Annotated in this window: 13 protein-coding genes; 5 read left to right on the forward strand and 8 right to left on the reverse strand. The window is 37.2% G+C overall.

Annotated features, from left to right (window positions below):
• Positions 1-1255: aldehyde dehydrogenase family protein (locus BBH99_RS20125; RefSeq protein WP_066699994.1), on the forward strand; the 1255-nt coding region annotated here is incomplete at its 5' end.
• A gap of 78 nt (positions 1256-1333) precedes the next feature.
• Here BBH99_RS20125 and BBH99_RS20130 read toward each other — a convergent pair.
• Positions 1334-1903: a thioredoxin family protein gene (locus BBH99_RS20130; protein ID WP_066699996.1), complete on the reverse strand. Its 570-nt coding sequence runs from the start codon at positions 1901-1903 to the stop codon at positions 1334-1336.
• A gap of 80 nt (positions 1904-1983) precedes the next feature.
• On the opposite strand from BBH99_RS20130, the gene BBH99_RS20135 reads away from it, so the two are divergent.
• From BBH99_RS20135 to BBH99_RS20145, 3 genes are all read left to right on the forward strand, one after another.
• Complete coding sequence (locus BBH99_RS20135; RefSeq protein WP_066699998.1) at positions 1984-2868, forward strand: lysophospholipid acyltransferase family protein; 885 nt, start codon at positions 1984-1986, stop codon at positions 2866-2868.
• A gap of 6 nt (positions 2869-2874) precedes the next feature.
• Positions 2875-3864: a glycosyltransferase family 2 protein gene (locus BBH99_RS20140; RefSeq protein ID WP_066699999.1), complete on the forward strand. Its 990-nt coding sequence runs from the start codon at positions 2875-2877 to the stop codon at positions 3862-3864.
• Between the two features lie 75 nt (positions 3865-3939).
• A complete protein-coding gene (locus BBH99_RS20145; protein ID WP_066700000.1) occupies positions 3940-4494 on the forward strand; it encodes a 3'-5' exonuclease in 555 nt (184 codons plus the stop codon).
• A 47-nt stretch (positions 4495-4541) separates the two neighbouring features.
• Here the strand turns inward: BBH99_RS20145 and apaG are convergent, their stop codons facing one another.
• The 7 genes from apaG to glgB form a co-directional block, all read right to left on the reverse strand.
• Complete coding sequence (gene apaG, locus BBH99_RS20150; protein WP_066700001.1) at positions 4542-4931, reverse strand: Co2+/Mg2+ efflux protein ApaG; 390 nt, start codon at positions 4929-4931, stop codon at positions 4542-4544.
• Between the two features lie 81 nt (positions 4932-5012).
• Positions 5013-6266 carry a 2-oxoglutarate dehydrogenase complex dihydrolipoyllysine-residue succinyltransferase gene (gene odhB, locus BBH99_RS20155; RefSeq protein WP_066700003.1) on the reverse strand — a complete coding sequence of 418 codons (1254 nt, stop codon included), beginning with the start codon at positions 6264-6266 and terminating at the stop codon, positions 5013-5015.
• Positions 6267-6304: 38 nt separating this feature from the next.
• The gene (locus BBH99_RS20160; protein ID WP_066700005.1) at positions 6305-9118 is read right to left on the reverse strand and encodes a 2-oxoglutarate dehydrogenase E1 component; all 2814 of its coding nucleotides are present in this window, start codon (positions 9116-9118) and stop codon (positions 6305-6307) included.
• 125 nt (positions 9119-9243) lie between these two features.
• On the reverse strand, positions 9244-10284 hold the full coding sequence (locus BBH99_RS20165) for an SRPBCC domain-containing protein (RefSeq protein WP_066700007.1): 1041 nt from the start codon (positions 10282-10284) through the stop codon (positions 9244-9246).
• 246 nt (positions 10285-10530) lie between these two features.
• A complete protein-coding gene (locus tag BBH99_RS20170; RefSeq protein WP_066700009.1) occupies positions 10531-11799 on the reverse strand; it encodes a glucose-1-phosphate adenylyltransferase in 1269 nt (422 codons plus the stop codon).
• 93 nt (positions 11800-11892) lie between these two features.
• Complete coding sequence (locus BBH99_RS20175) at positions 11893-13299, reverse strand: glycogen synthase (RefSeq protein WP_066700012.1); 1407 nt, start codon at positions 13297-13299, stop codon at positions 11893-11895.
• A 3-nt stretch (positions 13300-13302) separates the two neighbouring features.
• Positions 13303-15249 (reverse strand): 1,4-alpha-glucan branching protein GlgB, encoded by a 1947-nt coding sequence (glgB, locus tag BBH99_RS20180; protein ID WP_066700014.1) that lies wholly within the window; start codon positions 15247-15249, stop codon positions 13303-13305.
• Between the two features lie 198 nt (positions 15250-15447).
• Between glgB and BBH99_RS20185 the strand changes: the two genes are divergently transcribed.
• Positions 15448-16572, forward strand: coding sequence for an alpha/beta hydrolase-fold protein (locus BBH99_RS20185; protein WP_394333784.1), 1125 nt, complete (start codon positions 15448-15450; stop codon positions 16570-16572).
• The last annotated feature ends 120 nt before the right edge of the window (positions 16573-16692 follow it).

Consider the following 16692-nt stretch of genomic DNA (forward strand, 5'->3'; position numbering starts at 1 on the left):
CATTTCTAATGAAAACATGCTATACGAAGCTATTTATAAGGATTTTGGAAAATCTAAATTCGATACATTCACCACAGAAATCTCATTTATTCTAAATGATATTGATTATTATCTGAAACACTTAAAATCTCTTACCAAGCCTAAAAAAGTAGGTACTAACCTTGTGAATCAGCTTGGAAAAAGTAAAATCCATCCCGAACCATTAGGTAATATTCTGGTAATCGGAGCATGGAATTATCCTTATCAGCTATCTCTTTCACCCATGATTGCTGCCATAGCTGCCGGAAACTGCTGCATTCTGAAACCCAGTGAAATTGCAGAAAACACCATGAAAGCAATGTCCAGCATCATCAATGAAAATTTTCCTTCTGAATATCTGTATGTATACAAAGGGGGAATTGATGAAACCACAGCACTTCTGAAATTGAAATTTGATAAAATATTCTTTACAGGAAGTACAAAAGTAGGAAAGATTGTATACAAGGCTGCAGCAGAACATTTAACACCTGTTGTTCTGGAATTGGGCGGAAAATCTCCCGCTATTGTTACTAAAAATGCCAATCTTGAAATTGCCGCCAAAAGAATGGTATGGGGAAAATTCCTGAATGCCGGACAAACCTGCGTTGCCCCGGATTACTTATTGGTAGAAGAATCCATACAGGAACAGTTTCTGGAAATGTTGAGAAAATACATTAAAGAGTTTAAATATGATCCGGACTCGGAACAATATACCCAAATTATCAATTCAAGGAATTTTCAACGATTAGTTAATCTTATTGATAAGGAAAAAATATATTTCGGGGGAAGTTTTGATGAAGAAAAACGGTATATAGAGCCTACTATTCTTCACAATATTGACTGGAACGATGAGATCATGCAGGAAGAGATCTTCGGACCTATCCTGCCTGTTATCAGCTTTAAAAATTACAATGTGGCACTGAATTCCGTATTGGAATTGGAAAAACCTCTGGCCGCTTACCTTTTCACCAATAATGCTGAGGAAAAGCTAAATTTTACACAAAGACTTTCTTTTGGTGGCGGGTGTATCAATGATGTTGTGATGCATTTAAGCAATGACAACCTCCCGTTTGGAGGAGTGGGCAGCTCAGGAATAGGACATTATCATGGGAAGTTTGGTTTTGAGGCATTCTCGCATCAAAAAGCTGTCCTTGAAAAAACTACATGGGGCGAACCCAATATTAAATATCCACCTTATTCTGAAAAAAAATTAAGATGGATAAAAAAACTGCTCTGAAAATAATAGGAATCTTAGATAATTCCTCTCGCAAATATTAATAAAAAAGGTTGCTTCAGTAGAAACAACCTTTTATTTTTATGCTTTAGGCTTCCAGGTATTGAAAAACTCTTTTACCTTATCCTTGCTGTATCCTTTTCCCTCTTCGAATACATCACTCTGCTGAACCTTTATCATTTTTCCGTCTTTATCCAAAACAATGAATACCGGATATCCGAATTTTTCACCAGGATTATCATACTGAGCAAACACTTTTTCATTTTTATTATCTGGCGAATAATTCAGGTGATAATACAGGTAGTTTTTATCTACCAATTCTTTCAGTTCAGGAGTTTCCTGTACAAAATTATTAAATCTAAGACACCAGATACACCAGTTTCCACCAGCCTGGATCATGATATTTTTACCTTCTTTTTTAGCCTGCGCTACCAATTTATTAATATCTGCCTGAGCATCAGCTTTTGGATTATAAGGCTTAGGAAGTTTTGCTTTTTCTTCAGCAGCCTTCTTCTTCGCATCCAGTTCTTTCTGTTCAGCCGGCACAATAAGAGCCGTTTTTTGCTTTCCATTATCCGGTAAGTCCTTTACGTTCTGTGCAAAAGCTAAAGTCCCTAACCCCAGCAAAGCGATCAATGTCAATTTTTTCATAACATAAAAATAAAAAAATAATACTTATCTCTCTGCAAAAATAGAACCATAATTTTATTATCACTAAATTTGCTTGTTTTATGAGCTTTTTAATCAAAATATTATTTTTCATCTCAAAACTTCCGCTTAGAATATTATATATTTTTTCGGATGTTATGTTCTTCTTAAATTACTATCTGGTAGGTTACAGAAAGACGGTGATTACCCAGAACCTTAGAAACTCCTTTCCTGATAAATCTGAAGAAGAGATCAGAAAAATCCGAAAAAAATTCTATCGCAATTTCTCAGATTATCTGGTGGAAACTATAAAATCATTCAGCATTTCCGAAACAGAATCCAGGGTAAGAATGCAGCATATTAACCAGGATCTTTTTCATGAGGCCAAGAAGGAAGGTAAAAATATCATCTTACTGGCAGGCCATGTTTTTAACTGGGAATGGATCAACGCATTGGCTAAAATTATTCCACAAGCTCATTGCCACCCGGTTTATCGAAAGGTAAATAGTGATTTTTGGGAAAACCAGATGAAAAAGGTAAGGAATAAATTCGGCAACGAAGCACTGGAAGCAAATGAAGTGATCCGGAACATTTTCAGATCGGAAAATAACGGAGATTCTGCTTACATGTTTGTGGCAGATCAAACCCCACATTTTTCTCATGTCACTTACGGATTAGAGTTTATGCATCAAAGAACTCCTGCATTCATAGGATATGATAAGCTGGCAACCCGAATGGATCTAGCTTTTATTTATTGTGAAATGAAAAAAGTAAAGCGTGGTTATTATCAGGTGAACTATTACAGAATCTATCCGGATCAGGAAAGGTTTACGGAGCATGAAGTAGTTAGAAAGTTCCATAAAATGTTGGAAAATACTTTACACAAGCATCCGGATAATTATCTTTGGTCACACAGAAAGTGGAAGTATCAGGACTCTATCAAGATTTTTGATACTGAAAAAAATTAGATTTACATGCAGAACAAACTGGCTGTTGCCATCTTAAACTGGAATGGGAAAAACTGGCTGGAAAAATTTCTTCCAAGTGTGGTTCAGTTTTCTCAAAATGCAGATATTTATGTTATTGATAATCTTTCTACTGATGATTCTATAGCATTTCTCAACACGCATTTCCCTACTGTAAAAATTATTAAAAATGATAAAAATTACGGATTTGCTGGAGGTTACAATCAAGGATTAAAGAAAATTAATACCGAATATTATTGTCTTCTTAATTCTGACGTAGAAGTTACGGAAAACTGGATAGAACCGGTCTTAAACCTGTTTGAGAAGAATAATTCTATTTCTGCTGTCCAGCCTAAGATCCTGTCTTACGATCGTAAAAATTTCTTTGAATTTGCCGGAGCTGGCGGCGGACTGATTGATAATCTCGGTTATCCCTATTGCAGAGGGCGTATTTTTGATGATCTTGAAGAAGATAAAGGGCAATATGATGATGAAGCAGAAATTTTCTGGGCATCAGGGTGCTGTCTTTTTATCCGTTCTAAGGATTTTTGGGAACAGAAAGGATTTGATGAACGCTTTTTTGCTCACCAGGAGGAAATTGACCTTTGCTGGAGGCTTATCAATTCAGGGAAAAAAATCTTTTACACTGGGAAATCTAAAGTATATCATGTAGGCGGTGGAACATTGAATAAACAAAGTGCCCAGAAAACCTATTTAAATATCAGAAACAACTTGTCTATGATGCTTAAAAACCTGCCCTTTCCAAGACTGATCTGGCTGATTTTTTTCAGGCTTTGCCTGGATGGCGTTGCTGGAATTTATTTTGGATTAAAACAAGGCTTCCCACACCTTTGGGCTGTTGTAAGGGCACATTTCGGGTTTTACCGACAACTCCCGGAAACATGGAAACTACGTCAGAACCATCAGAAAGATCTATTTTATCAATCAAAATGGCTCATTTTTAAGCACTTTTTAGGGGGCAGTAAGTCTGAGAAATAATAGAGAGCCGCCAATATTATTTTTGAGAAATGTTATAACTTCGCGAATATTAAATTTAAATATCAAATTATCCCAATGGATTTCTGCGCAATAGATTTTGAAACAGCCACTCACGAAAAAAGCTCTGCTTGTGAGATGGGAATCTGTGTGGTACAGGATTCTAAGATTGTTGAAACCAAAACATGGCTCATCAAGCCACCAAGCTTTCCCTATTTCAGTAAATTTAATATTGCTGTGCATGGAATACAGCCTGAAGATGTACAGGATGCTCCTACTTTTGATGAAATCTGGTATGAGGCTCAGGAAATGATGTATGGAAGTTTAATGATTGCCCATAATGCAGGTTTTGACGCTTCCGTTTTAAGAGGTTGCCTTGAACATTACGGGATGTTCACCCCAAAAATCAATTACCTTTGCAGCATCCAGCTTGCAAAGAAATCATGGAATTATCTCCCAAAATATGGATTGAAACCACTGGCTGAATATCACAATATTACATTCAATCATCACAGAGCCGGAGCCGATGCTGAAGTATGTGCAAAAATATCTTTATTGGCTTTTGAGAAACTCTTCCTCACCAGTAATGATGAAGTACATGATTATATGAAAGCAAAAATTAAAAGACTTTAATACTACAGACTACTGAATCCGGGTTCTTTAGTCTGCAATTTAAATCATCAATTGCTTAAAACTTCAGACAACAAATTGAACTTTGGAATATCAATCTCTAACGTTTCCTGAGTCTCAAGGTTTTTAACCAGGTATTTTCCACTCATATTTCCTACTCCGGAACGAAGCATTACATTGGAGAAATAAGCGAAATTTTCGCCGGTTCCTATCTCAGGAGTCAGTCCGATAATTCCATCACCTATAATTTCTGTGTATCCGAATCCTACATCAAAGATGAGCCATTTTCTTTTCAGTACTTTTATAGGAAAGCTTCCGTCATTTTCTATAGTGATATTGTACTTGAAAACATAGCGGTTTTCGGATGGATAACTGTTTTTACTATCATATTCAGGTATTACTGAAACTTTGATATTGGAAGTCATTTTTGAAAACATCATTGTAGTATTTTCTTAATAGATACAAAAATCTCGCCTTTTTTAAGGCGAGATTATATATTTACATTATAATTTTATTAAAAACTATAAACCAAGGCCTTTTCTTTCGTCACCTCCCATTAATACCTGAACAGGATTGTCGATACCTTCTTTTACCGCTACAAGGAATCCTACAGACTCTTTTCCGTCGATAATTCTGTGGTCATAAGACATTGCTACGTACATCATTGGTCTGATTACTACTTGTCCGTCAACGGCAACCGGTCTCTGAATGATATTGTGCATACCAAGGATTGCAGATTGTGGTGGGTTGATGATTGGTGTAGACATCATAGATCCGAAAGTACCACCGTTTGTAATGGTGAAAGTACCACCAGTCATTTCGTCAACAGTAATTTTACCGTCTCTTACTTTTGTAGCAAGATCTTTAATGTTGGCTTCAACAGCGCTGAAAGACATGTTTTCTGCATTTCTCAATACAGGAACCATTAATCCTTTAGGACCAGAAACTGCAATAGAGATATCACAGAAATCATAGTTTACTTTGAAGTCTCCGTCAATAGATGCATTTACATCCGGATACATTTGTAATGCTCTTGTAACTGCTTTTGTAAAGAAAGACATGAAACCAAGTCCAACTCCGTGCTTCTGAGCGAATTCTTCTTTATATAGTTTTCTTAATCTGAAGATTTCAGACATGTCAACTTCGTTGAAAGTTGTTAACATAGCTGTTTCATTCTTCACAGAAACTAATCTCTGAGCGATTTTTCTTCTTAAAACTGAAAGTTTTGTAGTTGTAGTAGATCTGGAACCTGTAGCAGTAAGAGGGCTTCCTCCTAATGCAGGAACTGCAGCTAATTCAGCATCAGTCTTAGTGATTCTTCCGTCTCTTCCTGTTCCTGAAACCTGAGCAGCATCCATTCCTTTTTCGTCAAGGATTTTCTTAGCAGCCGGAGATGGAGCTCCTGTAGCATAAGTTGTTGGAGCAGCAACCGGAGCAGCTGGTTTTGGAGCTTCTTGTTTAGCAGGTTCAGCAGCTTTTGGAGCTTCTTCCTGTTTTGGAGCTTCAGCAGCAGGTGCAGCACCTTCTGGTCTAGCAGCATCCATATCAATTAAACAAACTACCTGACCTACTTGTACCACATCACCTTCTTCTGCTTTTAAAGTGATAACACCACTTTGTTCTGCCGGCAATTCAAGAGTTGCTTTGTCTGAGTCTACTTCAGCGATAGGTTGATCTTTTTCTACATAATCACCATCTTTTACAAGCCAAGTTGCAATTTCAACTTCTGTAATTGATTCGCCCGGTGAAGGAACTTTCATTTCTAAAACTGACATATCGAGTATTTTTTATTTTTTAATTGATTATTATTTAATTAAGCTGTTACTGGTCTTTTTGCAGGAGCATCGTCTCTGTCGAATACTCTGTTGATTACTGCATTCTGGTTTTTCTCAAACATTTTGTGGCTACCTGGAGCTGGAGCACCGCTTGGTACCGGAGCTACAACCTGGATTCCTGTATCTCTGAAGTTTCTAAGGATATAAGACCAAGCCCCCATGTTTTCAGGTTCTTCCTGAGCCCACACTAATTGTTTTCTGTTTTCGTATTTGTTGAAGATCGCTTCAATAGCATCCGTTTGAAGTGGATATAACTGCTCGAATCTTACTAATGCAATATTTTCACAGTTTAATTCTTCTTTCTTCGCTAATAATTCGAAGTACAGTTTACCTGAACAAAGAACTAATTTTTCTACTTTTTTAGGATCTGCTGTAGGATCGTCTAAGATTGGCTGGAATGAACCTGTTGCGAAATCTTCAAGTGGAGAAACTACTTTAGGGTGTCTCAATAAAGATTTAGGGCTCATTACGATCAATGGTTTTCTGAATGCCCACTTCAGCTGTCTTCTTAATAAGTGGAAGTAGTTAGCAGGTGAAGTGATATTCGCTACTACCATGTTTTCATTCGCACAAAGTGTTAAGAATCTCTCCAATCTTGCTGAAGAGTGTTCTGCACCCTGACCTTCTGAACCGTGAGGCAATAACATTACCAACCCATCCTGGATTTTCCATTTTTCTTCTGCAGCTGCAAGATACTGGTCAACGATGATCTGAGCACCGTTCACGAAATCTCCGAATTGAGCTTCCCAGATGGTTAATGTATTTGGAGATGCCATTGCATATCCGTAATCGAAACCTAGAACACCATATTCTGAAAGGTGAGAGTTGAATACATCAAATCTGTTTTCTGAAACGTGTCTTAGTGGGATATATTCTTCTTCTGTATCTTCTGTTTTTACCACAGCATGTCTGTGAGAGAATGTCCCTCTTTCTACATCTTCACCAGAGATTCTTACGTTGTGCCCTTCTACAAGTAGTGTTGCATACGCTAACCACTCTCCCAGCGCCCAGTCTAATGAATTTCCTTCAATAGCCTTGATTCTGTTTTCGAAAAGTCTTGTAATCTTATTGATGAATTTTTTATCAGCTGGAAGTGTTGACATTTTAATCGCCAACTCTTTTAATTTAGCCAGGTCATATTTTGTATCAACAGGCAACTGAACTGCTCCTTTCTTTCCGATTGGATAGTTTAACCAGTCTTCAGCCATGAACACATCCATTACGTTTTTCTCGATCTCTTTAGAGGCATCAAAATCTTTATCAAGAAGTGCTTTGAAGTCAACTTCCATTTTCTTGATGATATCGTTAGAAATAACGCTGTCGTTAATTAATTTATCTTTGTAGATTTCTCTTGGGTTCGGGTGCTTAGAGATAGCCTTATAAAGGTTAGGCTGAGTAAATCTTGGCTCATCACCTTCATTGTGTCCATATTTTCTGTATCCTAATAGATCTATGTACACATCTTTTCCGAATTTCGCTCTGAAATCAGCAGCAAAGTGGATGGCATGAACTACCGCTTCAGCATCATCAGCATTTACGTGCATTACAGGAGATTCTGTAACTTTTGCGATGTCTGTACAGTATGTTGAAGATCTTGCATCAAGGAAGTTTGTGGTGAAAGATACCTGGTTGTTTACAACGATGTGAACAGTACCTCCTGTTCTGTATCCTTCAAGCGTCATCATCTGAGCTACTTCATAAGCAATACCTTGTCCTGCAATAGCACCGTCACCGTGGATGATGATTGGCAATACTTTAGAATAGTCTTTATACTTATCGTCTACTTTTGCACGGCAGATTCCTTCTACTAAAGCTGCAACGGTTTCAAGGTGAGACGGGTTTGGTGTAAGGTTGATGCAAACTTCTTCTCCTGAAGCTGTTTTGATCTTTTTAGATGATCCTAAGTGATATTTAACGTCACCTGAGAATACATCTTCTTCGAATTCTTTTCCTTCAAATTCTGAGAAGATCTGCTTGTAAGATTTTCCGAAGATGTTTGACAATACGTTTAATCTTCCTCTGTGAGCCATACCCAGAACCACTTCATCAACTCCTAACTGAGAAGATCTTGAGATTAATTGGTCTAAAGCAGGAATCAACGTTTCTCCACCTTCCAGTGAGAATCTTTTCTGACCTACAAATTTTGTATGAAGATAATTTTCAAAGGCTACTGCCTGATTTAATTTTAATAAAATTTCCGTTTTCTCATTCGCAGAAAGGCTTGGGTGGTTTTCATTTACTTGAAGCCATTTTTTGATGAAATCTTTTTCTTCAACATTGTTAATGTGCATATATTCTACCCCGATAGAATCACAGTAGATATTTTCAAGATGCTTGATCAGATCTGCCAAAGTAGCAGGCTCTTTCATTCCTGTTTCAACAGCACAGTTGAATTTTGTATTTAAATCTTCTTTAGAAAGACCGAAGTTCTCGATATCTAAAGTAGGGGTATAGTGTCTTCTTTCTCTAACCGGGTTTGTTTTTGTAAACAGGTGCCCTCTTGTTCTGTAAGCCTCAATAAGGTTTACTACCTTAAATTCTTTCTTGATGTGTTCAGGAACTTCTCCGCTTGATACTGCCTGAGAAATTTGTTGTACTGCAGGAGCAGCGCTGGCCGAGGCCTGAATAAATTGAATGTTATCGTCATCTCCGTAGTTTTCCAAAGCAAAATCGAAGCCTTGAAAGAAAGCTTTCCATGATGGTTCTAAGGAATCCGGGAATTTTAAGTACTGTTGGTATAAATCCTCAATTAACTGAGAATGAGCTGCGTTTAGGAATGAAAATCTGTCCATTATTACAGTTTATCTATTTATTAAAATTTATTTGTAGAATTAATCTTCAAATTTAATAAAAAAAACCGAGTTAGAACAGTCTGAAACCGTTAAAAAAAATTAAGAAAAAAAATATTCTAAAAAAATTACTTATACACTGATAATGAGAGCTTAAGGTTCACATCCTGACCTTCCATCGGACGTTCAATAAAGGTCTGACGGATATCTCCGAAGCGCATCTCGTCTTTTTTGGCTTTCTGAATCAGCTGCTGAATAGCCTTAATTCGGCCTTCGTAGCTTCCTTTGTAGTATATTACGTAGTTTTGTGATGGGTTTACAGACCTAAAATTAAAGTTATTGTCAGATACCCCGATTTTCTTGGAAAGTGGTATTCCCAAGAAGTAGGAAACCTCCTTGTCTTTGTAGTTATCCGCATCTGTCATCAGAACCGGATACCCGAATTCATCATCTTTTTTACCAAGGTCCATCGATACGAAATTATACACTTTGTTATAATTCATCACAATATTTTTGTAAAGGGCATCTTTTTTATTGGCTGTACTTACATTGATCCCCAATAATAGCTTATCTTCTTCATTTTCCACCATCAGGCTGTCATACTTGATGGCTGCCATCTGATTGTCTTTTTCCACTTTATTTCCAAGCGAATTTTTAAGATTAACCATACTTTTGTTGATATTTTCGGCAAAACGGTCTTCTGTCCAGAAATTTTCAACCCTTCTCCAAACGGAAAGTTTTGGAGTATGTACGTACCACGTAATTTTAGTCTTTTCGGCTGAAACAGGCTTAAATTTGACGTCAACTAATGTCGGATTTTCATTTTCATCCTCAAAAAGCTGGTATTTTAAAGTTTTATTAAGGTTCTCATAGCGAATGAACATTTCACCATCGGTATCATTTTGTTTGTCTACGTAGCTGATGGCACTTCCCTGTCCTTCATAAGGCGTATAATAATCTATATCCATGGACTGTGAACTGGTAAAAAAGTTGTTCCATCTCGTAAAATTCTGGAGATTATTGAACTGGGCAAAAACTTTATCTACCGGATAATCGATCTCTTTTTCAACGGTAAAGTTCTTGCTTTCATCCACAAAATAATACATGGAAGCCGCATAGGCACCTCCCAAAAGAACAATAAGTACAGTCAGATATTTAAAAATACGCATCGCACAAAAATAATACAAATAAAAAGAGTGACCAATATGCTGATCACTGTAGTTGTATGTTTAACAATAATTAACCTAGTTAAAGGCTGGAAGCGGGGTGCGGGAAGATGGAAGTTACTGTTATTCCAACGATTACTATTCCCTTTTGATTGAAGTGATTATTTACAAGCCTTTCAGGAAAGAAAAGATATATTCATCACTTCGGCTGCAATAACTTCCAGCCTCCAGCTTCCCGCTTCCTTACTTTTATCCTATATGTGTTCCCGGTGCCAGCACTGCTCCTTTTTTCACGACTACAATTCCGTCTTGCACGGAATAAGTTCCATAATCACCATCCGAGATATGCTTTCCACCGATAATTTTCACATTGTCTCCGATATAGCAGTTTTTATCAAGGATTGCCTTTTCAATGTAGCAGTATTTCCCAATTCCCATATTTGGGCGGCCACCTCTGTCATTAAGAACGATTTCCGTAGTATTTTGATAGAAATCCGCTCCCATTACGTAGGAATTAACAATAGTACTTCCTTTATCTATTCTGGTCCTGTTTCCAATAACAGAGTTTTCAATTTTATCTGCCATGATGATACACCCATCTCCAAACACGGCTTTACTTACATAAGAACCGTTGATTTTTGAAGGTGGAAGCATTCTCGCTCTTGTATAGATAGGCGAAGAGGAAAACAGGTTGAACTGCGGAAGATCCAGACATAGGTCCAGATTGGCCTCATAGAACGATTCTATAGTTCCGATATCCGTCCAGTACCCTTCATACTGATAGCTTAATGTTTTATATTTTCCGATGGAACTTGGAATAATATCTTTTCCGAAATCATCACCGGCTCCTTCTTCAAACATTTTTTTAAGGATGTTCTTTGTGAAAATATAAATTCCCATAGAGGCCAGGAATTCTTTCCCTTTATATTTATTCTCTTCCGAAACTTCAGATTTCAAGCCATCCAACATACTATAATCCGGCTTTTCATAGAAGGAGGTAATATTTCCTTCATCATCGGATTTTAAGATCCCGAAACCGGTTGCATCCTTAGCATTAACTGGAATAGTTGCAATGGTAAGATCGCCTCCGTTTTCAATATGGAAATCGAGCATTTCCCTAAAATCCATCTGGTACAACTGATCACCGGAAAGGATTAAGATATAGTCATAATCATATTTTTCAAGATGCTTCATGGATTGGCGGACGGCATCTGCTGTTCCCTGATACCAGCTATCGTTTTCTACATTCTGCTCTGCAGCAAGAATATCTACAAAACCTTTACTGAAGATATCAAAATGATAAGAGTTCTTAATATGCGAGTTCAGGGAGGCTGAATTAAACTGAGTAAGCACCAGAATTTTGTTCAGTCCCGAATTCAGGCAGTTTGAAATAGGGATATCTACCAGCCTGTATTTTCCTGCAATAGGAACTGCCGGTTTTGATCTGGAATACGTTAACGGGAATAATCTTGTTCCTCTGCCTCCTCCCAGTACAATAGAGATTACATTTCGGTTCATAAATATATTGCGTTTTTATTTTATTAAGTTTACTGTTCTGTTTTGGTGTTTATTCAATTTGATACTATGAAGGATAGATCCTTTATCATATTATCAGCTATTATATAAAGCTATATATTTTTCTGCAGATTTCTCCCATGCAAAGTCAAAATTCATATTGGCATGAATAAGTTCTTCCATGATTCCGTTCTGATGATAGATACCAAGCGCCCTGTTCATCGCATGTACAATATCATCTACCCCCGGATACGTAAAGTTGAGTCCTGCTCCGCCTGTTGAAATATCTTCTACCGTATCTTTCAATCCTCCTGTGTATCTTACTACCGGAACGGTTCCGTATCTCATAGAATACATCTGATTGAGACCACACGGTTCTACTCTTGATGGCATCAACAGAAAATCTGCTGAGGCATAAATCTTATGAGAAAGGTGTTCTTTATATCCTAAATCCAAAGCAAAATTGGTATAGGTATAATCGTATTCCTTAAGTTTATTCTCAATATAGACATTTCCTGAGCCCAGAATCATGATATTTAAAGCACCATAGCTTTGTTTTATACTTTTCCAAACCACATCCGGCAGCAGATCTGCTCCTTTTTCCGTAGCAAATCTTCCGATGAATGCAAACAAAGGAAGTTTCGGGTTCAAACCATATTCTTTACAAAGCTTCTCTTTGTTTTTCTTTTTCTGGGCAACGGCATTTTTAATGTTAAAATTAAAATCCAGCATCGGATCTGTTTCCGGATTCCAGACTTCGGTATCAATTCCGTTGATAATTCCATAGGCTTTTCCGAATTCCTGACGCACTAAGCTTTCAATTCCTCTGAAACTGATAAAAAGTTCTTCCAGATATCCTTCAGAAACGGTGGTAAAAGCATCTGCACATTTAATCATACTTGCCAGTGGATTCATCAATCCGTTCCAATCCATCAATCCCCATTTATAGGTATCAAAAGAAGGCATATAATTCGCCATATTCCAGCTCATCATGCCCTGATACTCTCCGTTATGGATAGTTCCTATAGTTTTTACCCCTTTCAGAAAGCTAAATTCAGGGCAATGTTCTACCATAAAAGGAACTAATCCTGTATGGTAATCATGACAATGAAGAACATCCGGTCTTAATTCCATGGCACACAGCCAGTGCAAAACTCCATGCTGGAAAGCTAAGAACTGAAAACTTTCATCCTGATAGCCATAAGGATTGTCTCTATCCAAAAGCCCTGGAATTCTCACCATATAAAGCTCAAAACCCAACACATTCGTTTTTTCCTTCATGACCTGAACCTGCAGCATATTGGGCCCCTGATGAATAAAACCATCAAATACCACGTCAAACTCATGTTCACGCACAAAAGGTTTGTTATACCATGGCATTACCACTTTGGCTTCTATTCCTTTTACTTTATTCTGATATTTAGGAAGGGCACCAACAACGTCTGCCAGCCCACCTACTTTGGCTACAGGATAACATTCTGTACTTAAATGATAAATAACCATTCTTTATCTTTTGTGTTTAATTCTGTGTAATTTATACTTTTTATCTTTTTGCTGCCTCAAAATAACTCCTGCAAGAGGTGGTACTTTGAGGGTCATAAATTTTTGATGTACTGTTCCGTCTTCATATTTTTCCTCCAATATCTCAGATTCTACTCCACTTCCGCTGTATTCATCATCATCAGAATTGAAGATAACGTCCCAATGCGTTCCGTTGGGAATCTTTATTTTGTAATCCAGGACTTTTGGAGCAAGATTTAAGACTATCATCAAAACATCATCCCTTCTTTTCCCTTTCCTAAGATACACATAAACTGAATTTTCAAGATCATCTGCTTCTATCCATTCAAAACCATGCTTATCAAACTGGTTTTCATATAAAGCAGATTCAGACCTGTATAAATGATTGAGTTTCTTTACCAGATCCTGCAATCCTTTATGAACAGAATATTTCAGCAGGTGCCAATCCAGGCTTCGGGTAAAGTTCCATTCACTGGTTTGCCCGAATTCATCTCCCATAAAAAGCAGCTTGGCGCCCGGATGGGTATACATATATACATATAAGGTACGAAGATTGGCAAATTTTTGCCATTCATCCCCCTTCATTTTATAAATAAGGCTTGCCTTACCATGCACCACTTCATCATGAGACAAAGGCATCATATAATTTTCGTTATACATATACATGGAAGCAAACGTAAGCTTATGATGATGGAACTTCCTGTTAACAAAGTCTTCTTTGAAATAATCCAGGGTATCATGCATCCAGCCCATCATCCATTTCATTCCGAAGCCTACACCGCCATCATGAACAGGTTTGGTAAGCATTGGAAAATCTGAGCTTTCTTCAGCAATGGTCATAATACTGTTTCCGAATTCTTTGTAAACAGCCGTATTAAACTCCTGTAAAAAGGCTTTGGCTTCAAGATTGACATTTCCGCCGTATATATTAGGTTCCCATTCGCCTTCATTCCTTGAATAATCCAGATGAAGCATTGAAGTTACCGCATCTACACGAAGTCCGTCTGCATGATAACGGTCCAGCCAGAACATGGCATTGGAAATGAGAAAAGACTTTACTTCATTCCTTCCATAATTAAAGATATGTGATTTCCAGTCAGGATGAAATCCTTTTCTCGGATCTTCATGTTCATATAAATAGGAACCGTCAAAACGGTGGAGTCCATTAGCATCCCCCGGAAAATGGGAAGGAACCCAATCCAGAATAACGCCTATATTATTCTGGTGAAGCTCATCAATCAGGAACATCAGATCCTGTGGTGAACCGAAACGTGAAGTTGCTGCATAAAATCCAGTAATCTGATATCCCCAGCTTGGATCATAAGGATATTCCATCACAGGCATAAACTCTACATGGGTAAACTCCATTTCTTTTATATAAGGAATGAGTTTCTTTGCAATATCACGATAGTTCAAAAATTGATTAGGATGATCGCCTTCCCTTACCCAAGAACCTAAATGCAGTTCATACACAGATATAGGAGCTTCCAGACTATTTTTTTCCCCGCGGTTTTCCATCCAAGCCTTATCATTCCATTCATACCAGGTCGTTGAAACCAATGAAGCTGCCTGAATATTTTGTTCCCAGCTTAAAGCATAAGGATCACTTTTTTCCAGAATCTCTCCCCTTGCTGTTTCGATAGCATATTTATATAAGGTGCCCCAAGGCAGGTCTTCTATAAATCCTTCCCAGATCCCTGACTCGTCCCATCTTGGAAATAAAATATGATCTTTATGATTCCAGTTATTAAAATCTCCTATTACGGAAACTTTTTTAGCATGAGGGGCCCAAACCGAAAAATACACACCCTTCACCCCATCCTTTTCTACAGAATGCGCTCCAAATTTACCATACAGCTTATAATGCCTACCTTCTTTGAAAAGATAGACATCATGATCGGTGAAAAGCGTATAGGTTTTAACAGAATTCATCAAGATCCGTTTGTATTTATATTTTCCTTGAAACTACGAAAAATACTGACAATAGCGATTAATTATTCTTCAAATAATTATCAAGTTAGTTTCCCTCTTTCGTTTCCTATCAAATATATCATTTTTTAATTCACTTTTTTATGATTCCCAAACAATCTTTTTTATAAATTTAGCAATCTAATCAATTATTAAACACTTATGATGAGATTTGAGCTTTATACTGATGAAAAAGATGACAGGCCGGTATTTATCACCGGAAATTTCAACAATTGGAACCCAAAAGATTACAATTACCAGCTCCAACAATCAGACTCCCGGCATTATTTCATAGATATTGAAGATGAAAAACTTCCCGATGAAATTGAATATAAATTCACCAAAGGCGGCTGGGAAAATGTAGAATTAGATAAATACGGGAATATTACACCTAACCGAAAAGCAAAAAAAATACTACAAAAAACCTCTGATACTATTGAAAAATGGAGGTTAAACTGGGGCCCTTTCAAAGAGGAATTTTTTCCTATTGCTGAAGTAATTTCCGAAAAGTTCTACATCCCTCAACTGGATCGCTACCGTAAAATCTGGGCGGTCCTTCCTTATGATTATCATACTTCAGATAAAAATTATCCTGTCTTATATCTTCAGGATGCTCAAAACCTGTTCAATGAAGGAAGCGGCTTCGGAAACTGGGAAATTGACAAAAAGCTTTCTATCCTTGCAGAATACGGACGTGGTGACATCATCATTATTGCTATAGAACATGGAAGCGAAGACAGAATTAAGGAATATATTTTTGATAATGATAATGTAGCGAATGGTTCAGAAGGCAAAAAATACATCCGCTTTATTACCGATACTTTAAAGCCCTATGTAGATGAAAATTACCGCACTAAAAAAGACCGGGACAATACCGGGATCGGAGGTAGCTCACTGGGAGCATTAATCAGCATCTACAGTGGATTTCTCTATCCTGAAGTGTATTCAAAATTATTGATCTTTTCCCCTTCTCTTTGGGTAGAACCGAATAATAATTTTCCGATGATGAACTTCCGGATTCCATTCAAAACCAAAATATACTTATATGGCGGTGGCCAGGAAGGATCTAAAATGGTCAAAAGAATTCATATTTTTGAGGAGTATTTGAAAAGATGGGAGAAAAAGAACCTTTTCGATTTTGAATTCAGAACCAGCATCAATCCCGAAGGAACCCACAGTGAATTTTACTGGTCGCAGGAATTCCCAAGGGCTATTGAATGGCTGTTCTATGACAATACCGAAAATCCTGTTGAAGTAAAACCACAACAACAAAGCATTAAGAACTAAATTTTATGAAATTAATCAACAAAAAAAATAAAAATTACACTCAGGTCTTCCATTTATTTACTGAGGAAGAATGGACTAAAACAAGTAAAAATTTTAATAAAAACATAGCAACTTTCTTTA

Origin of the sequence: Chryseobacterium contaminans, from assembly GCF_001684955.1 — a bacterium.
GTDB classification, from domain to species: Bacteria; Bacteroidota; Bacteroidia; order Flavobacteriales; family Weeksellaceae; genus Chryseobacterium; species Chryseobacterium contaminans.

Excerpts from the sequence above, each read along its gene's own strand:
- apaG (WP_066700001.1), bottom strand. The coding sequence starts at position 4,931 with ATGATGTTTTCAAAAATGACTTCCAATATCAAAGTTTCAGTAATACCT.
- BBH99_RS20185 (WP_394333784.1), top strand. The coding sequence starts at position 15,448 with ATGATGAGATTTGAGCTTTATACTGATGAAAAAGATGACAGGCCGGTA.
- BBH99_RS20135 (WP_066699998.1), top strand. The coding sequence starts at position 1,984 with ATGAGCTTTTTAATCAAAATATTATTTTTCATCTCAAAACTTCCGCTT.
- BBH99_RS20165 (WP_066700007.1), bottom strand. The coding sequence starts at position 10,284 with ATGCGTATTTTTAAATATCTGACTGTACTTATTGTTCTTTTGGGAGGT.
- BBH99_RS20145 (WP_066700000.1), top strand. The coding sequence starts at position 3,940 with ATGGATTTCTGCGCAATAGATTTTGAAACAGCCACTCACGAAAAAAGC.
- BBH99_RS20170 (WP_066700009.1), bottom strand. The coding sequence starts at position 11,799 with ATGAACCGAAATGTAATCTCTATTGTACTGGGAGGAGGCAGAGGAACA.
- BBH99_RS20130 (WP_066699996.1), bottom strand. The coding sequence starts at position 1,903 with ATGAAAAAATTGACATTGATCGCTTTGCTGGGGTTAGGGACTTTAGCT.
- glgB (WP_066700014.1), bottom strand. The coding sequence starts at position 15,249 with ATGAATTCTGTTAAAACCTATACGCTTTTCACCGATCATGATGTCTAT.
- BBH99_RS20140 (WP_066699999.1), top strand. The coding sequence starts at position 2,875 with ATGCAGAACAAACTGGCTGTTGCCATCTTAAACTGGAATGGGAAAAAC.
- BBH99_RS20175 (WP_066700012.1), bottom strand. The coding sequence starts at position 13,299 with ATGGTTATTTATCATTTAAGTACAGAATGTTATCCTGTAGCCAAAGTA.
- odhB (WP_066700003.1), bottom strand. The coding sequence starts at position 6,266 with ATGTCAGTTTTAGAAATGAAAGTTCCTTCACCGGGCGAATCAATTACA.
- BBH99_RS20160 (WP_066700005.1), bottom strand. The coding sequence starts at position 9,118 with ATGGACAGATTTTCATTCCTAAACGCAGCTCATTCTCAGTTAATTGAG.